At 37.8% G+C, this 21,977-nt stretch carries 17 protein-coding genes and 1 riboswitch; of the genes, 13 read left to right on the top strand and 4 right to left on the bottom strand.

All coding sequences use genetic code 11. From position 1 onward, the window contains the following. The first annotated feature begins 92 nt into the window (after positions 1 to 92). The 9 genes from BCELL_RS20695 to BCELL_RS20655 all read left to right on the top strand — a co-directional run bounded on the left by BCELL_RS20695 (position 93) and on the right by BCELL_RS20655 (position 12,258). Positions 93 to 1,313 (top strand): ATP-binding protein, encoded by a 1,221-nt coding sequence (locus BCELL_RS20695; protein WP_013490747.1) that lies wholly within the window; start codon positions 93 to 95, stop codon positions 1,311 to 1,313. Between the two features lie 219 nt (positions 1,314 to 1,532). Continuing rightward, a complete protein-coding gene (locus tag BCELL_RS20690; protein ID WP_041809246.1) occupies positions 1,533 to 1,994 on the top strand; it encodes a hypothetical protein in 462 nt (153 codons plus the stop codon). A gap of 791 nt (positions 1,995 to 2,785) precedes the next feature. Further along, entirely contained in the window at positions 2,786 to 3,529 is a 744-nt protein-coding gene (locus BCELL_RS20685) for a Cof-type HAD-IIB family hydrolase (protein WP_013490745.1), read from the top strand. Positions 3,530 to 3,787: 258 nt separating this feature from the next. Further along, positions 3,788 to 3,984: riboswitch (cobalamin riboswitch) on the top strand. 176 nt (positions 3,985 to 4,160) lie between these two features. Further along, entirely contained in the window at positions 4,161 to 6,341 is a 2,181-nt protein-coding gene (locus tag BCELL_RS20680) for a ribonucleoside-diphosphate reductase subunit alpha (RefSeq protein ID WP_013490744.1), read from the top strand. 17 nt (positions 6,342 to 6,358) lie between these two features. Further along, positions 6,359 to 7,396: a ribonucleotide-diphosphate reductase subunit beta gene (locus BCELL_RS20675; protein ID WP_013490743.1), complete on the top strand. Its 1,038-nt coding sequence runs from the start codon at positions 6,359 to 6,361 to the stop codon at positions 7,394 to 7,396. A gap of 137 nt (positions 7,397 to 7,533) precedes the next feature. Continuing rightward, positions 7,534 to 9,360: an anaerobic ribonucleoside triphosphate reductase gene (locus BCELL_RS20670; RefSeq protein ID WP_013490742.1), complete on the top strand. Its 1,827-nt coding sequence runs from the start codon at positions 7,534 to 7,536 to the stop codon at positions 9,358 to 9,360. Between the two features lie 5 nt (positions 9,361 to 9,365). Beyond that, on the top strand, positions 9,366 to 9,863 hold the full coding sequence (gene nrdG, locus BCELL_RS20665) for an anaerobic ribonucleoside-triphosphate reductase activating protein (RefSeq protein ID WP_049786722.1): 498 nt from the start codon (positions 9,366 to 9,368) through the stop codon (positions 9,861 to 9,863). Between the two features lie 226 nt (positions 9,864 to 10,089). Beyond that, positions 10,090 to 11,073, top strand: a complete 984-nt coding sequence (locus BCELL_RS20660) for an aldo/keto reductase (RefSeq protein ID WP_013490740.1) — start codon at positions 10,090 to 10,092, stop codon at positions 11,071 to 11,073. A gap of 240 nt (positions 11,074 to 11,313) precedes the next feature. Next, positions 11,314 to 12,258, top strand: a complete 945-nt coding sequence (locus BCELL_RS20655) for a dimethylarginine dimethylaminohydrolase family protein (protein ID WP_013490739.1) — start codon at positions 11,314 to 11,316, stop codon at positions 12,256 to 12,258. A 184-nt stretch (positions 12,259 to 12,442) separates the two neighbouring features. On the opposite strand, the gene BCELL_RS20650 is transcribed toward BCELL_RS20655, so the two are convergent. After that, a complete protein-coding gene (locus BCELL_RS20650) occupies positions 12,443 to 15,988 on the bottom strand; it encodes a carbohydrate-binding protein (protein WP_013490738.1) in 3,546 nt (1,181 codons plus the stop codon). 537 nt (positions 15,989 to 16,525) lie between these two features. Between BCELL_RS20650 and BCELL_RS20645 the strand changes: the two genes are divergently transcribed. After that, the gene (locus BCELL_RS20645) at positions 16,526 to 17,326 is read left to right on the top strand and encodes a SurA N-terminal domain-containing protein (protein ID WP_013490737.1); all 801 of its coding nucleotides are present in this window, start codon (positions 16,526 to 16,528) and stop codon (positions 17,324 to 17,326) included. Positions 17,327 to 17,391: 65 nt separating this feature from the next. Here BCELL_RS20645 and BCELL_RS20640 read toward each other — a convergent pair whose 3' ends face one another. Continuing rightward, positions 17,392 to 17,895 carry a GNAT family N-acetyltransferase gene (locus BCELL_RS20640; protein WP_013490736.1) on the bottom strand — a complete coding sequence of 168 codons (504 nt, stop codon included), beginning with the start codon at positions 17,893 to 17,895 and terminating at the stop codon, positions 17,392 to 17,394. A 448-nt stretch (positions 17,896 to 18,343) separates the two neighbouring features. Here BCELL_RS20640 and BCELL_RS20635 point away from each other — a divergent pair, with 448 nt between their 5' ends. From BCELL_RS20635 to BCELL_RS20625, 3 genes are all read left to right on the top strand, one after another. Further along, a complete protein-coding gene (locus BCELL_RS20635) occupies positions 18,344 to 18,709 on the top strand; it encodes a hypothetical protein (RefSeq protein ID WP_013490735.1) in 366 nt (121 codons plus the stop codon). Continuing rightward, positions 18,655 to 19,479, top strand: a complete 825-nt coding sequence (yidC, locus tag BCELL_RS20630; RefSeq protein ID WP_013490734.1) for a membrane protein insertase YidC — start codon at positions 18,655 to 18,657, stop codon at positions 19,477 to 19,479. Before BCELL_RS20635 ends, yidC begins: the two co-directional genes overlap by 55 nt. A gap of 510 nt (positions 19,480 to 19,989) precedes the next feature. Next, entirely contained in the window at positions 19,990 to 20,607 is a 618-nt protein-coding gene (locus BCELL_RS20625) for a hypothetical protein (protein WP_013490733.1), read from the top strand. 82 nt (positions 20,608 to 20,689) lie between these two features. Here BCELL_RS20625 and queF read toward each other — a convergent pair whose 3' ends face one another. Both queF and BCELL_RS20615 read right to left on the bottom strand, forming a co-directional pair. After that, positions 20,690 to 21,184, bottom strand: coding sequence for a preQ(1) synthase (gene queF, locus BCELL_RS20620; RefSeq protein WP_013490732.1), 495 nt, complete (start codon positions 21,182 to 21,184; stop codon positions 20,690 to 20,692). Then, entirely contained in the window at positions 21,174 to 21,854 is a 681-nt protein-coding gene (locus BCELL_RS20615; RefSeq protein ID WP_013490731.1) for a queuosine precursor transporter, read from the bottom strand. Before BCELL_RS20615 ends, queF begins: the two co-directional genes overlap by 11 nt. Positions 21,855 to 21,977 lie beyond the last annotated feature (123 nt).

Genomic DNA, 21,977 nt, shown 5'->3' with positions numbered 1-21,977 from the left:
TTTTTTAATTATGAAGTTAGGCCATTTTTATTTTTTTGTATCGTTGATGTCGCCAATCAGTAACTTTTACAATGATAAGGGGTTTTTCATGTATGTACGAACTATTAAAAAAGTATAGGAAAGAGCTATACTACTTTGTTATATGTACAATAGCGATTTTTAGTATAGGAAGTATTATTTTATTCGAAGGAAATACATTTGCAATAATACTAATACTTATCGCTTTTGCACTTATAGCGTACGAGTTATATAGATTAAATAAAGCTAATAAAAATAAAGCTCGTGACATGAATGAAATGGAAAACGTCATGCATCAGTATCAAAATTTGTATGAGCATATACCCGTGCCGATGCTGATATTTAACAAAACTAAAATAATCCACGCAAATCATTATTGTCTTGCATTATTAGCAGCTCCGTGCAAAGAAATGGTTGTCGGAAAGCCATTTGAAGATTTTTTTAAAAATGATGAGTGGTGGCAATCACTGAATAAAAAGCTTTATGGAAATATGAATGGTAAGCTACTTCGGGTAGATGGCGAATGGATTGATGTAAAACTCCATCATAGGCAAATGGAATTCGAAAATGAGCCTGTTTATGGCATCGTTATTAAAGATTTAACAAATGTAAAGGAAAATGAAAAAAAACTCCGTCATTCTGAACAATTGTCAGTAATAGGAGAGCTAGCTGCCGGTATTGCTCACGAAATTCGTAATCCGTTAACGAGCTTGATGGGATTTTTACAATTGTTAGGTGCTCGAGATAAAAATGCGGAGCCGTATAAAGAGATCATGGCATCTGAATTAGAACGAATAAATCTCATTGTAAATGAGCTTCTACTTTTATCAAAACCAAAAGAATACGAGTATGAAACGACAAACATTGTACACCTCCTTCGAACTGTGATAACGATTGCCAATACACAAGCAATCTTACATAACATAGAAATATCATTAAAAATAGAAGACAACGAAGAAATGTTGATTGACTGTGAACAAAATAAACTAAAACAAGTTTTTCTAAATTTAATTAAAAACGCAATAGAAGCAATGGAAGATCATAATGGTGTTATCACAATAGCTGTAAGAAAGAAGCTTGATAAAGTGGAAATATCGTTTATTGATCAGGGGAAAGGAATACCTGAGGAAAAGATCGAAAATTTAGGTAAACGTTTTTATACAACGAAAGAAGATGGCACCGGATTAGGCTTAATGATTAGTATGAATATCATCGGTGAGCATGACGGGGAAATGTACATCAATAGCAAATTAAACGTTGGAACAACAATTACGGTATTATTACCGACAGAGTAAGAGGTGGACTCAAATGGGTGATTTTTCCATACCTATTGAGACTACCTCTTTTTATTTTGATGTACGATCTGTTTGTTAATAGGGATGGTCGATTTTGAAGGAGAAAGCTGGAAATACTGGTATTAATATAGAGTAAATAGTCAGAAAATAAACGAATTTTTAAAATTCTCAATGGACAATTTATAAGTATCAAATAGGTAAGGAGAATTCACTATGACTATGACCTCAAAGCGGCACACGCTATTCAATGTAGCATTAATCATTATTCCTTGGCTTACATTAATATTTATTGGTAAGCGTAGTATGAAGCGATATTCCTTAGCAAGCGGTATTGTTGGCATTTTTGAAATGATTAATCATCTGTATGGACGTAAGCGTCATTGGTGGGAGTTTTATGATAAACCGAGATCCTTTATAAGAGATGAGCTGCCATTTGATATTGGACCTTATATGCCAATGTCTATGTGGCTACTAAAATATTCATACGGGAACTTTAAAAAATACGTATTATTAAATGCCATAGCTAATGGCGCTTTTGCCTTTTTATTCATGCCTTTTCTGAAGAAGATAAGAATAATCGAGTTAAAACGATTAAATTATTTACAATTCTTTCTATATATTCACTATAAAGCGTATGTGTTGTATGGCACACAGTACTTAATTGAAAAAGCGAGAGCGTGAAGGTGAGGGAAATGAATCCGGGTTAAAGTGAACCCGGGTTCAAAAGTCTCACCTTCAAATCAGGAGAAAAAGCGAGAAAAAGAGAGCATGAAGGTGAGGGAAATGAACCCGGGTTAAAACGAACCCGGGTTCAAAAGTCTCACCTTCAAACCAGGAGAAAAAGCGAGAAAAGAAGAGTTTGAAGGTGAGGGAAATGAACCCGGGTTAAAACGAACCCGGGTTCGAAAGTCTCACCTTCAAATCAGGAGAAAAAGGGAGGAAAAGCGAGTTTGAAGGTGAGGGAAATGAACCCGGGTTAAAACGAACCCGGGTTCGAAAGTCTCACCTTCAAATCAGGAGAAAAAGCGAGAAAAGAAGAGTTTGAAGGTGAGGGAAATGAACCCGGGTTAAAACGAACCCGGGTTCAAAAGTCTCACCTTCAAACCAGGAGAAAAAGCGAGAAAAGAAGAGTTTGAAGGTGAGGGAAATGAACCCGGGTTAAAACGAACCCGGGTTCGAAAGTCTCACCTTCAAATCAGGAGAAAAAGCGAGAAAAGAAGAGTTTGAAGGTGAGGGAAATGAACCCGGGTTAGAGCGAACCCGGGTTCAAAAGTCTCACCTTCAAACCAGGAGAAAAAGGGAGAAAAAGTGAGTTTGAAGGTGAGGAAAATGAACCGGGTTCATATCACCACACCACTCACCTTTAAATTAAAACGATCTTCCTCGAAAACCGTGTCTAGAAAGTCTCACCCAAGAGTAAAACATATCCTGATATGGTAAACTGACAATACAAGAAAGAAAGGGTGGAGTACATGCAAGCTATTAAATTAATTGCACTAGATATGGATGGCACTTTGCTGAACAGTGATCATAGCATTTCAGATGCAAATCGACTTGCCATTATGGAAGCGGAGCAAAATGGGATGACGGTTGTGATAAGTACTGGTAGATCCATTTTGACATTAAAGCCATACATAGAATCACTAAATTTATCGTCCTACATTGTAACGGTAAATGGAAGTTTGATCTGGGACAACAAAGGGGAAGTTTTCGATCAAAGTGAACTAGCTCCAGATTTAATAAAAATGATGTGGGACTTAAAAAAGAAATATGATCTTCATTTTTGGGCAGTAACGCCAGAAAAAGTTTGGCGGGACGAATTTCCAGAGGATGAGATTGAAGCGCACGAATGGTTGAAATTTTGTTATCATATTGAAGATGATAAAACGAGAAAAACAGTTTTTGAATTTTTGTCAAAAGATGATCGGTTAGAAATAACGAACTCGAATCCTGTGAACCTAGAAATTAACGCGGCAGGAATTAACAAAGCTTCTGCGCTAAGAAAAATATGTGAGGAACTTGGCATAACAATGGACAATGTGCTCGCAATGGGAGATAGCTTAAATGATATTGCGATGATTAAAGAAGCAGGAGTAGGCGTTGCGATGGGGAATGCACAACCTGTTGTCAAAGACGCTGCTGATTGGGTGACAACGAAAAACAATGAAGATGGTGTCGCTTTAGGCATTAAAAAGTTTGCTTTGAAAACGATATAATGACTTATCAAGCTATAGAAATTATTATGATTAGATACAGTTCTCCGCGAGCCCACTAACCAACTTGTAGTGGGCTGTGAACGGAAGGCTGCGGCACTGTACTTACTTAGCATAGAAGTCAATAGGAAAACCTTTTGAGTCAGTATCGTCATATTTTGTCGAAAAATAGTTGAACGAATATGGTTGCGTTCAATGACAAGATTCGATACACTCATCATACTAGATAAAGTTTCAAAAACAAATGAAAACACTATATATTGATTTTGCTGAAATAAAGGTGCTATTTTTATAGCTTAATAGGGAATTCGGTGTGAATCCGAAACTGTCCCCGCAACTGTAAATGCAGACGAAATGAGAAATCCACTGTGCAAGGAGGCTGAAAGGCTTTTGCATGGGAAGGCTCAAAGTAGGTTGAAGCATTAGTCAGGAGACCTGCCTTCTATTTCAACAGTTTCATGTCTTCGGGGAATGAGATCATGGAGCGGCAGGACGGTGGATATAGAATTAATAGTATCTCTATTAAGAAGATTCTATTCTTATGCCACAAATATGACATGCCGACTCCGTAAGCCAAGCTCTTCCTCCGTTGAGGAAGGGCTTTTTTATTTTTTACTAAAAAGGAGAGATTGTAATGAATACTTTAGTGAAGGAATTAGACGTCTGGGATGAACTAAAGAAAAAATATGAGCACTTAAATTGGGGAAACTGGCATTTTGATAAGAGTGAAAAGGACTTGTTATTAGCTGCACTTGATCGTATTTCAAGTGACGAGCCTGATTGGACGTATGTTGCAGCGACGATTCGGCTGCAGCAGCTATATAAACAAGTAGCTGAGAAGCGGCAAATGAGACCTGAAGAGGTGTATACAGGATTTGCTCATAACGTTACTTATTTAGTAGAAGCAGGCTTTTACGATCAAGATTTAGCAGGCGCCTACCAAAAAGATGATTTAGAGAGATTAGAAGCAGCACTAAATAAATCAAATGACTCCAAATTTACTTATCTAGGTTTACATACATTAATCGACCGCTATCTTACGCGAGACCATGAAGGACATATACTAGAATTACCGCAAGAGCGTTTTATGATCATCGCGATGACATTAATGAAAGAGGAGAAGCAAAGCAAGCGCCTCGACTATGTTTTAGAAGCATATTGGGCACTATCAAATCTTTATATGACAGTAGCGACACCGACGTTGTCTAATGCGGGGAAAACACATGGGCAGTTATCAAGCTGTTTCATTGATACGATGGATGATAGTTTAAGAGGGATTTTTGATAGTACGACAGATGCTGCGACATTAAGTAAAAACGGTGGTGGGATCGGCATTTATTTAGGGAAGATTAGAGCGAAGGGCTCATCAATCAAAGGTTTTAAAGGGACATCGTCTGGGGTGCTTCCTTGGATGAAGCAATTAAACAACACAGCAGTATCGGTAGATCAACTAGGACAAAGGCAAGGAGCAATTGCCGTTTATTTAGATGTGTGGCACAAAGATATCTTTTCATTTTTAGATGCTAAGTTAAATAATGGTGACGAAAGAAAACGGACGCACGATTTATTTACAGGTGTTTGTTTACCTGACTTATTTATGGAGAAGGTCGAAGCGAGAGAAGCGTGGTTTTTATTTGATCCTCATGAGGTACGCCAAACAATGGGCTTTAGCTTAGAAGATTTCTATGATGAAGAGCGAGGCGCAGGCAGCTTTAGAGAAAAATATGAGCAATGCGTCAGAGATCCACGACTTTCAAAAGAAAGTGTCCCTGCGATTGAAATCATGAAACGGGTCATGATTTCTCAGCTTGAGACAGGAACGCCATATATGTTTTATCGTGATGAGGCCAATAGGCAAAATCCGAATGCGCACTGTGGCATGATGTACGGCTCAAATCTTTGCACAGAGATTATGCAAAATATGAGTGCAACAACGATAAAGGAAGAAACAACAGAGGATGGGAAGATACTCATTACAAAAGAAGCGGGAGATTACGTTGTGTGTAATTTAAGCTCTATTAACCTAGCTACGGCCGTAACGGATGGGGTATTGTCCAGGCTTATACCGATACAAGTAAGAATGCTAGATAACGTGATTGATATAAATAATATTGAAGTACCACAAGCGAGGCTGACAAATGAGAAATACAGAGCAATCGGGCTAGGTACGTTTGGATGGCATCATCTTCTAGCGATAACAGGACTTCGTTGGGAATCTGAAGAGGCTATCAACTTTGCTGACAAGCTCTATGAAAAGATCGCTTATTTAACGATCGAAGCAAGTATGGAATTAGCGAAGGAAAAGGGAGCTTACGAAAAGTTTGAAAATTCCGCTTGGCATACAGGAAAGTATTTTTCACAGAGGAATTATACGGATGAAAAGTGGATAGCGCTTGCGGAAATGGTTAATAGAAGTGGTTTGCGTAATGGCTACTTAATGGCAGTTGCACCTAACTCTTCAACGGCGATCATTGCGGGAACGACAGCTTCAATAGATCCAATTTATCGTAAAGAGTATGCTGAGGAAAAAAAGAATTTTCGTATTCCTGTAACAGCGCCAGATATTTCACCGGCAACGACGTGGTATTACAAGTCAGCACATGATATTGACCAAATATGGAGTGTAAAACAGAACGGGGCACGTCAAAAGCATATTGATCAAGGAGTGTCGTTTAATATTTATGTAAAAAACACGGTGAAGGCGAAGGAGTTACTAGACATTCACTTGTCGGCATGGAAGCATGGGTTAAAATCAACGTATTACGTTCGCTCGACATCTAGTGAAATAGATGAGTGTGAGAGCTGTGCAAGCTAAAGGAAGGTTGTGTGAAAATGGATAAATTACAAGAAAGAAAGCTGTACGACGTAACAGCACCGAATGCATCAACACGAATTATTAACGGTGAAAGCTCTAATGTATTGAACTGGGACGATGTTCGTTTTAAATGGGCATATCCATTATATAAAAACATGCTAGCGAATTTTTGGACACCGTTTGAGATTAACATGGGGAACGATGTGAAACAGTATGATAAGCTCGAGCCGAAGGAAAGAGAAGCATTTGATAAAATTATTGGCTTACTCGCCTTCTTAGATAGTATTCAAACAGACTACTCGATGCATGTGGCACGCTATTTAACAGATTCTAGCTTGTCGGCATTAATGACTGTATTGTCCTTTCAGGAGGTTGTTCATAATCAAAGTTATTCATACGTATTATCAAGTTTAACGACAAAGGCAAAGCAGGATGAAATCTTTGAATATTGGAAACATGATAAAGTGCTAAGAGAGAGAAATGATTTTATCGCTGAAGGATATGAGGCGTTCGTCTCCAATCCTACACCAGAAACATTTTTACACTCGATTGTTTACGATATCATTTTGGAAGGCTTGAACTTTTATTCTGGATTTAGCTTTTTCTACAACTTAGCGCGAAATCAAAAGATGGTATCTACGTCGACAATGATCAATTATATTAATCGGGATGAACAGCATCACGTCTATTTGTTTGCAAATATTTTCAAAGAATTAATGCACGAATATCCGGAGCTCAACTCAGAAAAAACCCACCGCTTCGTACAAGAAACGTTTAAAAAGGGAGCGGAGCTAGAAATTAATTGGGCTAAATATATCATCGGCGATCAAATGGAGGGCATTGATATCGGTGATTTAGAAGCCTACATTAAATTTATGGCCAATAAACGTGTGAATGAGCTTGGTGTTGAGCGGCCATTCGAAGGCTACAGAAATAATCCGATGCGCTGGATAAAAATATATGAAGACGTAAATAGCGGGAAAACAGATTTCTTTGAACAAAAATCGCGACAATATACGAAAGTATCTGACGATAACGGATTTGATGATTTATAGAGAGAAAGTGCAGCCGTAAGGGGAAAACGGCTGCATTTTCATAAGGTAAGAAAGTTGAAATATGGCAGTGGAATTTTACCTTTTGAGTCAACCTTAAACGTTTTTCTTAAAAAATGAATAATAAAGGGGATAGATTAATGGAGGAGTTAACGCAAGTTTTTGAAAAGGTAACAATGAATACAGCTGTGGAGGGGAAAGAAAACGCCAATATGGACGGGGGAACGCCATTAGGTAAACTAAATCAATTCGCCTCCACCACAGCAAAATGGTATACAGACAATTACCTGCTGACAGAAGAAGCAAGAAAAGCCGAAGAAAATAATGAGATTTATATTCACGATAAAGACTTTTATCCGACAGGAACGTCAACGTGCTGCCAAATTCCGTTAGGTAAGCTGTTGAAGAATGGCTTTCACACAGGACACGGTTTTATTCGACCACCCAAATCAATTCATACAGCAATGTCCTTAGCATCGATTATCTTACAAGCTAATCAAAATATGCAGCATGGCGGACAAGCATATGCTAGCTTTGATTATGACCTTGCCCCTTATGTAAGGGTGACATTTGAACAGTTTCGACAGTCTGTTAATAAGAATCTTTCAGAGAGGGAAAAGGATGATTTAGCATGGGAAAAAACAGAGGAAGCAACGTATCAAGCGTGTGAAGCTTTTATACATAATGCAAATACCATGCATTCTCGTGGTGGTGGGCAAGTCCCTTTCGTCTCTGTAAACTATGGAACTGATGTATCGAAAGAAGGAAGGATGATCATAAAGCAGCTACTATTAGCTACAGGGGCAGGTTTAGGAAAAGGGGAGACGCCGATTTTTCCTATCCAAATTTTTAAATTGAAGGACGGCATCAATTCTGCTGAGCATGATCCTAATTATGATTTATTCCAACTAGCAGTAGAAACGACAGCCAAGAGACTCTTTCCTAATTTTAGCTTTTTAGATGCCCCGTTTAATAAGCAGTTTGACAATGGGACACCTGAATCCGAGGTTGCTTATATGGGATGTCGTACGAGAGTAATGGGGAATATACACGGAGAAGAAACGACCGTTGGAAGAGGGAATCTTTCTTTCACATCACTCAACCTTCCTGGGCTTGCATTAAAGGCAAAGGGGGAAATTCAGCAGTTTTATCGTCTACTCAACAGCGTGACAAATATTACGATAAACCAGTTGCTTCATAGACTAGAATTTCAAAGTAGTCGACAAGCAAATGAATTCCCATTTCTTTATTCACAAGGAGTATGGCGTGGTGGAGAATTTTTAGATAGAGAGGAAGAAGTGAAAGAAGTACTCAAACAAGGGACATTGAGTATTGGATTCATAGGTTTAGCAGAAGCTTTAGTCGTTTTAACTGGAAAGCATCATGGAGAATGTGAGGAGGCATGGTCATTAGGAAAGGAAGTGATCAGCTTCCTGCGCAATAAGATGGAGGAAGCTGTACGTCAATATCAATTGAACTTCTCTTTACTTGCAACACCGGCAGAGGGGTTATCCGGAAAATTTACAGTACGGGATCAGAAGAAATATGGAATTATTGAACGTGTTACAGATAAATCGTACTATACAAACTCCTTTCACATTCCTGTTGATTCTCGTATTTTAATAGAAGAAATAATTCGTCGTGAAGCACCTTTTCATGCGCTTTGTAACGCAGGGCATATTACATACATCGAACTAGACGGGAATGCATCAGCTAATCGAAGGGCAATTATGCAAGTGATTGAATTAATGAAAGAGCATCAAATTGGATACGGATCGATTAATCATCCTGTAGATCGCTGTCACTCTTGTGGATATAGCGGGATAATGGCAAATCGATGCCCTCAATGTGAAAGTGATGCTATTGAACGTATTCGTAGAATTACTGGATACTTAGTTGGTGACTTGAATCGTTGGAATAATGCAAAACGAGAAGAAGAAACAAAGAGAGTAAAGCACTCGTGGTAAAGGTAATGTCTATCAAGTATGATTCAATTGTCGATGGTGAAGGATTACGTACCGTTATTTTCACAGCTGGCTGTCCTCACTTTTGTCAAGGCTGCCATAACCCATTATCATGGAATATAAATAATGGGTACAGCTATACAGAAGCAGAGCTTGTCGATGCGATTTGTAAGTCTTCCTATAACGATGTGACATTTTCAGGTGGGGATCCATTATATCAAGCAAGAGAACTAGTACCAATTGCAAGACGTGTGAAGGAAATGGGCAAAAATCTATGGATATATACTGGCTATACGATGGAGCAGATTATTGATAGAAGTAACATAGAAGAGATTGAACTTATCTTGTTGGCAGATGTTATCGTTGATGGACCTTTTATTGAAGAAGAAAAAGATCTTTCGTTGCCTTTTAGAGGGAGCAAAAATCAACGCATTATCGAAATGAATGGTGAAATTCGTGACAAATTAAAACATATTACAGAAAATCTACAATATCAATTAATCTAAAAAAGAGACAAAAAGACTTCACAGCTCACAAATAGGGATGCGAAGTCTTTTTCCCATAGAAGGAATCTAATAATGGTACATGTATGAAGCAATGGGTGAAACACTATATAATGTCTTTGTAGTGTTAAGTCTTTTAGTGCAGGCATTAAAAGGGTTTGTATGTTAAGATGATATCGATTACACCTAGGAATAATACGAAAAAAATACATAACGGAGTGTGATATATATGAATTATCGTCAACTCGGAAATACAGATTTGAAAGTAAGTGAACTTAGCTTTGGAACATGGGCCATTGGTGGTTCATGGGGGAAGACGAACGATACAGAATCTATTAATGGGCTACATCGAGCAATGGATGCAGGCGTAAACTTTTTTGATACTGCAGACGTGTATGGTGATGGACATGCAGAGAAGCTGTTAGCAAAAGCAACAAAGGGGAAAGAAGATGAGATTCATATCGCAACAAAGTTCTGTCGAGCAGGTGATATCTTTGATCCGAATACATATTCGGAGGAAGCAGTAAAAGCCTTTTGTGAAAATAGTTTAAAAAGATTAGAGAGAGAAAGAATTGATCTATACCAAATTCATTGTCCACCGTTTGAAATATTAAAGGATGGAAAAGTGTTTGAAGTGCTAGATAAGCTACAAAAGGAAGGGAAAGTTCGCCACTACGGTGTCAGTGTGGAAACTGTAGAGGAAGGTTTATTCTGTCTTGAAAATCCTAACGTTAAAGCACTACAAGTGATATTTAATATTTTCCGACAAAAGCCTTTAGAACAGCTTTTCCCAGCCGCAAAGGAAAAAGGTGTTGGTATATTAGCGCGTGTACCGCTTGCAAGTGGTCTTTTAACAGGAAAGTTCAAAAAAGATACGTCATTTGAAGCAGATGATCATCGGAATTTCAACAAAGACGGAGAAGCATTTAACGTAGGAGAAACGTTTGCAGGATTACCGTTTAACAAAGGGGTAGAATTAAGTGAGGAGCTTCGCTGGATTGGTGAAGGCCGTGGCAACATGACAAAGGCAGCTCTTCGTTGGATTTTAGATCAGGAGGAGGTTACTACAGTAATACCTGGTTTTAAAACGGTCGCACAAGTAGAAGACAATTTAGCTGCAACAGAAGTACCAGCGTTTACGGCGGAAGAGCTACGTAAGCTCACTGAATTTTATGAGCAGAAAGTAAAAGATAACATTCGAGGCCCTTACTAAAAAAGATAGGAAGAGGTTGACTCAAAAGGTCCATTTTTTACCTTTTGAGTCAACCTCTAATAGCTTTGGGACATCTTTAATGTAAGAAACAAATGTAAACATTTTAATGTGAAACGTGATATGATTTTTTTATAATAATGCATTGATATACATTAGTTTTGAAATGATTAATCCTTATTTCTTGTGATAGGTGTCAGTGTCCTAAAGTAAGAAGTGTTGAGTACATAAGGGGGAAGCAAGATGAGTAAAGTAATTGTTCAAGGAGAGCGTTGGTTTCCATCCGAGCAGTCGTTTTCTGATGAAATGAAAGAACTCTGGGGTGAATGGTATTGTGATTCTGAGGTGGGAAAGCTAAGAGCTGTTCTCATGCATAGACCAGGGCAAGAAATAGAAGGAATTACAGAAGATAATTTTGCGGAGTATCGCTTTAGAGCGCCAATGAATCCAGAAAAGGCAAGATACCAACAGGATGAACTGGCAAATATATATCGAGATCATGGTGTAGACGTTCATTATGTGCAAGGACAGCGTACAGATAAACCGAATGCGATGTTTATGAGGGACTTAGTTTTCATGACGCCAGAAGGAGCTATCGTCTGCCGGCCAGCAATTCCTGCTAGAAGAGGAGAGGAAAAGGCTGTTGCTGCGACGCTAGCATCATTAGGGGTACCGATTATTAAAACGATAAATGGTGATGGCTACTTTGAAGGGGCTAGTGCCATGTGGATAAATAGAGAAACCGTCATTATTGGTACTGGCAGTAGGACAAATGAGTCTGGTGCAAATCAAGTTGAAGCAGAGCTTAGAAATATTGGAGTAAAAAATATTATTCGTACAGAAATTCCATATGGCTCCATACATTTAGATGGATATATGAACATGGTAGATAAAAATAAGCTAGTCGTTTTTCCTTGGCATCTAGGGTATGATTGTGCGAAACAGCTGATCGACTTAGGGATTGAGCTTATTGAGGTAACAAATATTGAAGAGTTGAAACAAGGCATGGCAATCAATTTCGTTGCAATAGAACCAGGTAAAATAGTAACACCTAGCGGTAATCCAGAAACGAAGCTACTCCTTGAAAAACATGGTGTTGAGGTGATTGAAGTAAACCTCGATGAGATTATGAATGGCTGGGGAGCGGTTCATTGTATGACTACGTTTTTGAGGAGAGATCCGATTTAAATCCTTCGATTAAGATGGGGAGGGTGTCTAAGCTAAGCTATAAAGTTCGTAAATCGATACAATAGCAGGTCTAATAAGAGCTTACTTAAAATTGACTTCTGGTGATTTTGGTAGATTCAGACGAAGCAGGAAGGTAGACTCAAAGGTTAGTTACCTAATGAGTCTACCTTCTTCATTTCATTGTTTAATGACTATATGAAAACCAATCTGTGGAATATTGAGCTCCTGATCTTTCATAAGTAAAGCTATACTCTATTGTATCTCCACTAGAAAGATTTAAGTGTCTAAGCCAATCTCCGTTGCTCTCGTCCATCCTATAATTTAATTGATTTCCCCCGTTTATGCGTATGTGTACATCTACATAAAGGGATTCAGCAGATGGATTGAAAAATAGTGTTGCTTCGTTCTCAGTAATATTGGTTATTCCAGCTGTGTAATGATCATGAGAATGTGTTTCTCCGTCGTTGCTTCCACCGTTATCTCCACTATCACTACCACCTGAAGTGAATTCAATCCAGTTAACATTCATTAAATCTTGGCTTGAATCTCCTGTGAAGACGAGGAATAAATCATGTGTACCATCGACATCAACATCACCAGAGAAAGTTTCCCATTGTTGCCAACCACCTGTATTGGAAACGTCAACAGTACCAATAAGCGTGCCAGACTGGCTTCCAATACGGAATTCTACTGTCCCACCATCGTTGTCACTAGCAGCACGTATGTTAACCGACGATGTACCTTCATTAAAGTTGACATTGTTAAATCTTACCCAATCTCCGTTACCTATCCAGCCGATGTTTTCCTCACCAGATTCATCACTTGTTTCTTCTGTTTGAATTCCAGACATATCATCGTAAGTTTGTGCTTGAATTGGAGAATAAGGATTTCGAGCATCTGGGTCAGTACTTCCTTCTGCTTGTTCAAACTCAAACCAATTTACATTCATCAAGTCATTACTAGAGTTTGAAGTGAAGACAAGAAATAAATCATGTGTGCCCTCGACATCGACATCACCAGAGAAAGTTTCCCATTGCTGCCAACCACCTGTATTGGAAACGTCAACAGTACCGATGAGTTGGCCAGTATCACTACCTAATCTAAATTCAACTGTTCCACCATCTGCATCACTTGCTGCCCGTACGTTTACAGACGAAGCGCCTTCATTAAAATTGACATTGTTATACCTTACCCAATCACCATTTGCAATCCAACCGATGTTTTCGTCACCAGATTCATCACTTGTTTCTTCTGTTTGAATCCCAGACATATCATCATAAGATTGTGCTTGGATTGCAGAATAAGGATTTCTCTCTTCAGGGTCTCCCGGCGGTGTTGGGTCCGGATCTGGTTGACCTGGATCGCCTGGATCACCAGGATCAATGGACCCTTCACCATTACCAATATTAAAGCTATTTGCTTCAACAGTAACTGAGTGACCATCAGAGAAATTAACTGTAATTGGTGAATTCGAGTAATTGTATGCAATGTATGTTCTTTCACCATCTTTGTTAAACACAGCGTAGATAGGATGATCTGATGTGACAGAAGGATCAACCTGCCCTAGCTCGTTCATATTGTGTATCCAGTGGTAGGTTTGTGCTTTCGTACTTCCTCTTTCTATTATTGTTTCATCACCAGGGTTGAATGAACCATAGTCATCGATTCTTGCTTCCATCTGATTAAGTGCATCATCAGGGTTTGTCAAAGAACGATACATCCAGACCATATTAGACCACAAATTCCAATCGGTTGATCCGTTTTCTGATCTAATAGCTTCATAGGCTCTTTCTACATAGTCAGGGTGATGTCCTAAATATAGAGACCCTCCATGGAATGGTAACCAGCTGATTGCATATTTTTCGACTAATCCTGATTGCCACCAAGTAGCAAAGTCCATTTTACCGCCCCAATTAATCGTGACAATTTCAGGTTCGTACTCGTCAGGTAAAATTTCTTGATGGACATCAAAGAAATATTCATTAATCGCGCTCAACTCAGTTGTATATAAATAAATAGCTCTATCTCTTAATTCAGTATTACCTGTAGCTTCAGCCCAAAGAATGACGTTCGTCCAAGCATGCATAGCCTCAGAAGACGATTCTTGGTTATTACCAGAATCGAATGTTGCTAGCCCGTCAGCCCATGAGTTCCCAGAATACGGATCGAACATTCTGAGGTATGGGAATAAATCGTCATCTCTGTCAGCCGCGAAATCGCGAACTAATAGGTCAATCATGCCACCCCAATTTTCCTCTGCTGCCCACTCTGGGTCAGTACGTGCAATTTCTGCAGCAGCTTTTACGAAGTATCCATAATGGAAATGGTGGTCATTAATACGTGTAGCTGAGCTGTGTGCAGCATGATAACCTAATATCGTGCCCCAGTTATCGTTATAATAAAATAAGTTGTTTCCTTTTAAGTTTCCATTGGAGTCCGTAGCCTTGAGCCAATCTTCTAGAATAGACTTAAGCTCATCTCTAAACTCCTCTGCAATATCACTTTCTCCCATTTGATCAGCGATAGGTGCTAATGTAGCTAATTTGCCTAAATACTTTCCTAATTCGTATGTGTCTGAACCAGTTGGAAAGTGTGATCTAGCATCATCAAGGTAACCTATTAATCTATCTCTATCATAGCTACCTAAGTCTGGTAGTGATGGTAGAACACCTGTGTATGTTAGCTCTGTCTCAAAGCTTTTTCCTTCTAATGCCATCATATTTCCGCGAATAGTTTGAATCTGATAATCTTGAAGTAGTTGATTTTGTGAAGTGTCTGCGATGTTACGATATTGGTGTGGGTACAAAGCAAAAAGTGTTGCATCTGGTGCTCCAGGTGCTTTTGCTTCTGTTGTTACTTCAAATGTTGTTGTGACTAACCCTGTATTTTCATCATACTCGAAATCAGCAATTGCATCTCTTACGATCGAGTAGGCATATTCTTCATATTTATCAAGCATGCTACTATCTTGATCTGGAAGCTTTGCAACGGAAATGTAATCAGAGTTATTTGTTAAATTAAGTGAACCAACGCCTGACCAGTTTTCTCCTGGAGGGGCAAAGGCAGCATAGTGCTTATTGTCATGTGTAGAAAAGCCGAGTACATTTCCTCTGTTCTCCCAAATTTGAGGTTCTATATCAAATTCTAGTTCTGCAGAGCCACCCTCATATTCGACAAAAATGAAGGGAGAACCTACCCCATATGTGACTCTCATATTTTGCGAGCCATCTTCTAGCAAGCCTGTCACATACCAATCGTTATAATCATCAACAAGGGAATGCTGAAAATTATCTGTGTTAGAATGTTTTATTAAAAAGTCAGTACCGATTGCACCATTAATGTGCCACGTTCCAGCCTCAGGATTTTGGTTTACAACCATATTGTGAGGTGCGTCATAAAAGACATGTAGTCCTTCAGCACGGTGACGCACACTAAATGGGTGTGGGTATTGATTCATGGAGAACTGTTCAACAGCTAGAGATCCCCACCACGTGTTTGTTTGCATTGGACCTGTTACGTTGTTAGAACGGTAGATCGTCTCAGGGGGCTCCCCTTGTTGATCTTGGAATCCTGGATCAGTAATTCCGCCGTAATCAATATCTGGAAATATAGTAGAATAACTACCATTCCCAACAACGGCTTCATTAGGATTTGCATAACCTCCTCCGACTGGTAGTATGAGTGTAATGGCCAAAAATACTAAAAACAGTGGTATTCTTCTTTTCCTCATCCAATTCCTCCTTCAAAATATGCATGACATGTCAGCAAATAAAAATATACCCTCCTTTTTTGAAAAGCTATTTAAAGCGCTTTCAATTATAAGCAAAAAAAAGATTAACTAAACGACATTCACCATAACCGAAGCGCTTTCGGTAACATGTCACGTTATTTATAGCCTAGTATGACTTTGTTACAAGCGTCAACAGGTTTGCTAGAATATAACTGCAAAAGGGTTCTATATACTTAATTAATTTACAAAATAATCAATTTATAAGTTCGTTAGGGACTAGGATTAAATACCTATCAACCACGTTGTCTATGGGAATTTTTTCTAATTAAATTTAATTATTTTATTTTTACATTATTTTTTAAATTTCAATATGTAACGATAAAACGATTGTGTTGATGGGCTTTATAAGGACACAAATTTACATATTTACGTATTTCAATATTTTTTCATGGCCATAAAGATGGGTGAGGGTTACGAGTGACAACAAATTTATGTTACAATGACCAAAGCTTGTTTAGTTAAGAAAGGATGGTATTCATGTTAAAGAAAAAATTTGGTCTCAGCTTACTAACACTCGCATTAGCTGTTGGATTAATGGCTTGTGGCGATAATGATGAAACGGATGAAGTAGGGGAAGATTTAGATATTGATACCGAGATTGAAGATCAACTAGACCTTACTGAAGAAGGTGTGCCAGATACGGAATCATTAGTAGATGCGGAAGATTATCCAGATGTCATTGCAACAGTGAACGGTGAAGACATTGGGAAAGAGGATTTTGTCGCACTTCTTGAACAACACCTGATGCAACAAGCTTCTATGGGCCTCACTTTAGATATGGAAGGTAGCGATGAAATTTTAGCGATGCTAGAAGAGGATGTTGCTAACCAGTTAATCAATCAAAGAGTTGTTTATCAAAAAGCACAAGAAGAAGGCTTTGATGCAACAGATGAAGAGATAGATGAAGAGTTAGAGCTAATTAGAATGCAATATCAAATTGAATCAGAAGAAATGCTTATTGAAATATTAGAGGCGGATGGCGTAAGTGTCGATGATTTTCGCCAAGATATAGCGCAATATATTTCAGGCGAGAAATTCCTAGATTCAAGAATTGATACTACAACAGTCTCAGACGAAGCTGTTCAAGAAGAGTATGATGAATATGTAGCGAGAGTACAAGAAGCAATTGAACAGTCTGGAGAGGAAATGGATATTCCGGAAATTGAAGATGTGAGAGCAGACATTGAGAGTTATTTAATGAACCAGCAGCGTCAAGAATTAGAATCAGAAGTGATTCAACAGTTACGAGAAGAAAGTGATGTAACGATCCATATTTAATGGATATGAAGAGGGAGACTCAAAGGGATGATTTTTCGCCTATTGAGTCTCCCTCAATGATTTTACTAAAGAACTTTATAGTAAAAAACGGTAGAATGTAGTTCTCCATTTGCTGATTTAGCGTAATGAGGGATTTTACCCGCATGCATATAACCAATGGAAGAGTAAAGATGATTAGAAGGATCCCCTTCTCTTGTGTCAAGAACTAGTAGTGACCTCCCCTCCTCCTTGGCACGTTCTTCTGCTTTATTCATCAAACTACGACCAATACCACTCCGTCGAAAATGAGGAAGTGTCATAAGTTTGGCAATTTCAGCTCTATGTTGACCGTTCTCTTTAGTACATAGATGTAATTGTACGCTACCAACTATCTGATTGTTTATTTTAGCAACATATAAAAGCACTTCAGGGTTTATTGCATTTTTCCAATAGTTCATTGCATCGGTATGTTGAAACGGTGGCAAAAATCCAATCGATGCACCATCTTCTACAACCAATACAAGTAGTTCCGAAAGTTCATCAATGTGTTCCTCAGTTGATAATAAATGCTCAATCGTCACATTATTCACCAAAAAAACCACCTCAATAATAAAAGGAATATTCTCAATTTTAAAAGATAGTACGCTAATCGTTTAAGTGCATCCTTTCACATACGTTTCTTAAATATGTGACGTGGCTTTTTAAAAGTAAAAACTTAAGCAAAACTAGTCATCGATCGTCTCCTATTGCAACGAAATAATCTATACCCTTATTTTACCACATGTTATATATTTATAGCTGTAAAACTACACTCTAGTTCCCAATATCAGAAGAAGACTATTACGAATAGAACATAAGAGAAAGTTAGTATCATTCTTTTTGAAACTTTTGTTTTTTTGATTAGTATATATATTATTAAATATTTATGAATAATGGATAAAGATGGTACACATACTAAAATAATGCTTTGACATTTCATGGGAAATAAAAGATGATATATATACTTTAGGTCGGAAATGTAAAAGGAGGTGAATACAGATGATATTCGAGTTTTCTAATGATCTAGTACCCATACTTTTATCAATTAGTGTATATGTAACGATATTAGCAGCACATACTGCCAATTTATTGGCAAATGAGCATGTTGTCAAGCAGCGGTTTATGGCAAACGATACATTACAAAAAGTACAGTGGCAGGCATGCTTTCATAGTGAGGTGCCGCTAGATATTGTCGAAAGGAATCAATTCATAACAAGGATTGTAAAGCGAAAAGAAGCGCCTGAAGATGATGCAGATTATTTTTTCTCCTCGAAAATAGCAACAACAGAAACAATACGAGGAGGACAACGATGGAAAACAAATCTGTATTCAAGTTCTTTAAAAGGTACGGTATTTTCATTTTAATAGCATTTCTAGCGATTACTTTGAGTGGGTGTGGAGCAACCAATGAACCAATTGATGAAAATACAGCAGGCTTTTTTAATCATTATGTTGTATACCCATTCTCATATTTAATTAAATTTTTTGCTGCAATGTTTAATGGTAACTACGGAGCATCCATTATATTAATGACGATTTTATTGAGAATGGCGTTAATGCCATTAATGCTAAAGCAATATAAAAATCAGATTGTTATGAAGGAAAAAATGAGTGTCATCCAACCTGAAATGCAAAAAATAAATGAGCAATATAAAGATAAAAAGGATCAAGAAAGTCAAAGAAAAAAACAGCAGGAATTGATGGCAGTTTATCAAAAGCACAACTTTAATCCAATAGCTTCAATGGGCTGTCTACCTATGATTATTCAATTACCAATTTTAATGGGCTTTTATTGGGCAATTATGCGAACACCTGAAATTGCGAGTCACTCTTTTCTCTGGTTTAACCTTGGAGAGACAGATTTGATCTTACCGTTTTTAGCTGCATTCGTGTATTTTGTACAGTTTAAAGTATCACAAATTGGTGTTATTCCCCAACCGGGTCAGGAAAATATGATGAAAATGATGGGATTCATTACACCAGTCATGATGGGGGTATTTTCCTTTGGAATGGCAGCAGCATTGCCACTTTATTGGACGATAGGTGGATTGTTTTTAATATTTCAAACATTGCTGTCTAAAGCGATATATAAAAAACCCGAGCCCGCAATTGCGGCTTCAGTAGATAAATCTTAAGAATTATAAAGAAAGCAGCTTCGAAGTCATTTCGGGGCTGCTTTTTGATATAATAATTGAGAATATAAGTTGTTTTCATAACCTTTTTAAAGACCAGTTGAGGAGAGAAGAACCACTACATAAAATCCCCGTAGTCGAAGGGAAAATAAATTAGCGCTTAAAATCCCGTCGTAGTTGAGGCAAGAGTGTGAAGGGATAATAAAAAGTGTTTAATAGCCTGTTAGAGTTGTGCCGCGAAGCTGAAGGGAAAATAAATAGTGTTTAAAATCCCGTCGTGGTTGTGTCGAGGAGTTGAAGGGATATTAAACAGCGCTTAAAAGCCCATCATAGTTGTAGCCAGCGACTGAAGGGAGATAAACCTAGCATTTAAAATCCCACTCACTATAGAAGTCCAATTCAAAGCACAGAGTATTTTAAACCATGCCAGCTAGTGTGTATAGATTTCAAAACAAAAAAGCATTGATAAAAAATTGTTATAATAATGGAAAATGACGAAAAGGAGGTATTTTAATGACATTGGAAATCTTTATTTTAGTTCTCGTATTTGGATTTTTTTTATGGATATTAACGAGCTTTATCAAGTCTAAAAATAGATTCCAATTAGTAAAAAAGGCGCTATACCCAACACAAGAAGGGACAGATATAGTAACGCGAAGTGGAAAAATAGAATCGCTTAGCTTTAACTCGAGGAAGTGGAAACAGCGATTGTGGCTTTTTATTCTTTCTATCTTGATCATTACAGTGTTCGTTATTTTTTCAATTAATAGTGAAAACTTAGATTGGTTTAATGTTTTGCCGTTATTTAATATACCTATTCTACTCCTCATTTCAACGAAGCTTGCGAGCTTTTATATTATTAATTCTGGCATATTATTGGATGAAAGTTTTTTTGCTTGGGAAGAACTGAAAGGATATAAAACTGCACCATTGCGTATGGGGCATGATATGTATGGGATGTTTGATAACTCGGCTCAATATACAGAGGTTGAATTCTTCTTAGCGAAAACCAAAAATTCAGTGTCTATTTTTGTTCGCGACGAAGATGAAGTGAATAGGATACATCGTTTATTAAAATCTAATGGGCTAGAAGAGATGAATAGCGATAATAAAAAGGAGCAAATTCAATAATGATTTGCTCCTTTTTACATATAAAATAAATGGAAACGTATCCTCGCATAAACGATGAGACAGGTTAATGAAGCTTTCCTATCTATCTATTATCGATTGTTTCTGGGTACATATCGTGGTTCATGAGACGATGCTCAGCCATCTTTTCGTACTTCGTTCCAGGCTTACCGTAGTTGACATATGGATCGATAGAAATACCACCACGGGGCGTGAATTTCCCCCAAACTTCAATGTAGCGTGGGTCCATCAGTTTTACGAGGTCATTTAAAATAATATTCATGCAATCCTCGTGAAAATCCCCGTGGTTTCTAAAGCTAAATAAGTAAAGCTTTAAAGACTTACTCTCAACCATTTTTTTATCAGGAATATAGCTTATATATATAGTTGCAAAGTCAGGTTGCCCAGTTTTAGGACAGAGGCTCGTAAATTCAGGACAATTAAACTTTACGAAATAATCTCGATAATCGTGGCGGTTTTCAAATGACTCTAATATACCAGGGTTGTATTCAAAGTGATACTCTGTACCTTGATTACCTAGAAGAGAGACTTCATCCTCTCTATGATGTTTATGAGACATGAGCGATCTCCTCCTTTTTATTTGTTTGTTTTCGATCGTCATTTCTTAACCATTTCACTGTTAAGTAGATAAATGGTGTATCTGCTAAAGCAATGACTAGCTTCACAACGTATTGAGTAGCAATCATCACGAACAGCGCTGAAAGCTCCATGACACCATAAAAAGCGATAAATACAAAAACAGTAGAGTCTAGTAACTGACTTGCTAATGTACTACCATTATTTCGAATCCATAAATGCTTTCCACCTGTTTTTTCTTTGAGCTTATGAAATAAATGTACATCAAAAAGCTGAGAGGTGAAATAAGCAATAAGCGATGCAGCAACCATCCGCGGTACCGCTCCTAATACAGATTCAAACTCACCTTGCATAGGCCAATAGCTAGCTGCCGGTAAGTTAATCGCAATGTAAAAAAAGCCGATCATAATAAGGTTAGTAATTAGTCCGATAATGACCACTTTTTTTGCAATTGTTTTCCCAAAAACTTCTGATATAGAATCAGATATTAAAAAAGTTAATGGGTATGCGATAATTCCTGCCGTAATCGTTAATGAGCCAATCGTAAATAGCTTCGTTGAAATGACATTGGAAACGAGGAGAGCAGCAAAAAATATGCCAGAAAGCATAATAAGCTTATAAAGCTTCGCCTCAGAAATAGTAACTGTATTCATTTTTTAATCATCTCCCTAGTTTTTATTTATAAAGCGGAGGATGGTTTCGAACTCCGCTAACCTTCATACTTTATCATAAATGTGGATGATTTTAAAAGGGAACTTATGTAAAAATAAAAGAAC

This window comes from Evansella cellulosilytica DSM 2522 (genome assembly GCF_000177235.2).
GTDB lineage: Bacteria > Bacillota > Bacilli > Bacillales > Salisediminibacteriaceae > Evansella > Evansella cellulosilytica.
This window is presented reverse-complemented; position numbering and strand designations above follow the sequence as displayed.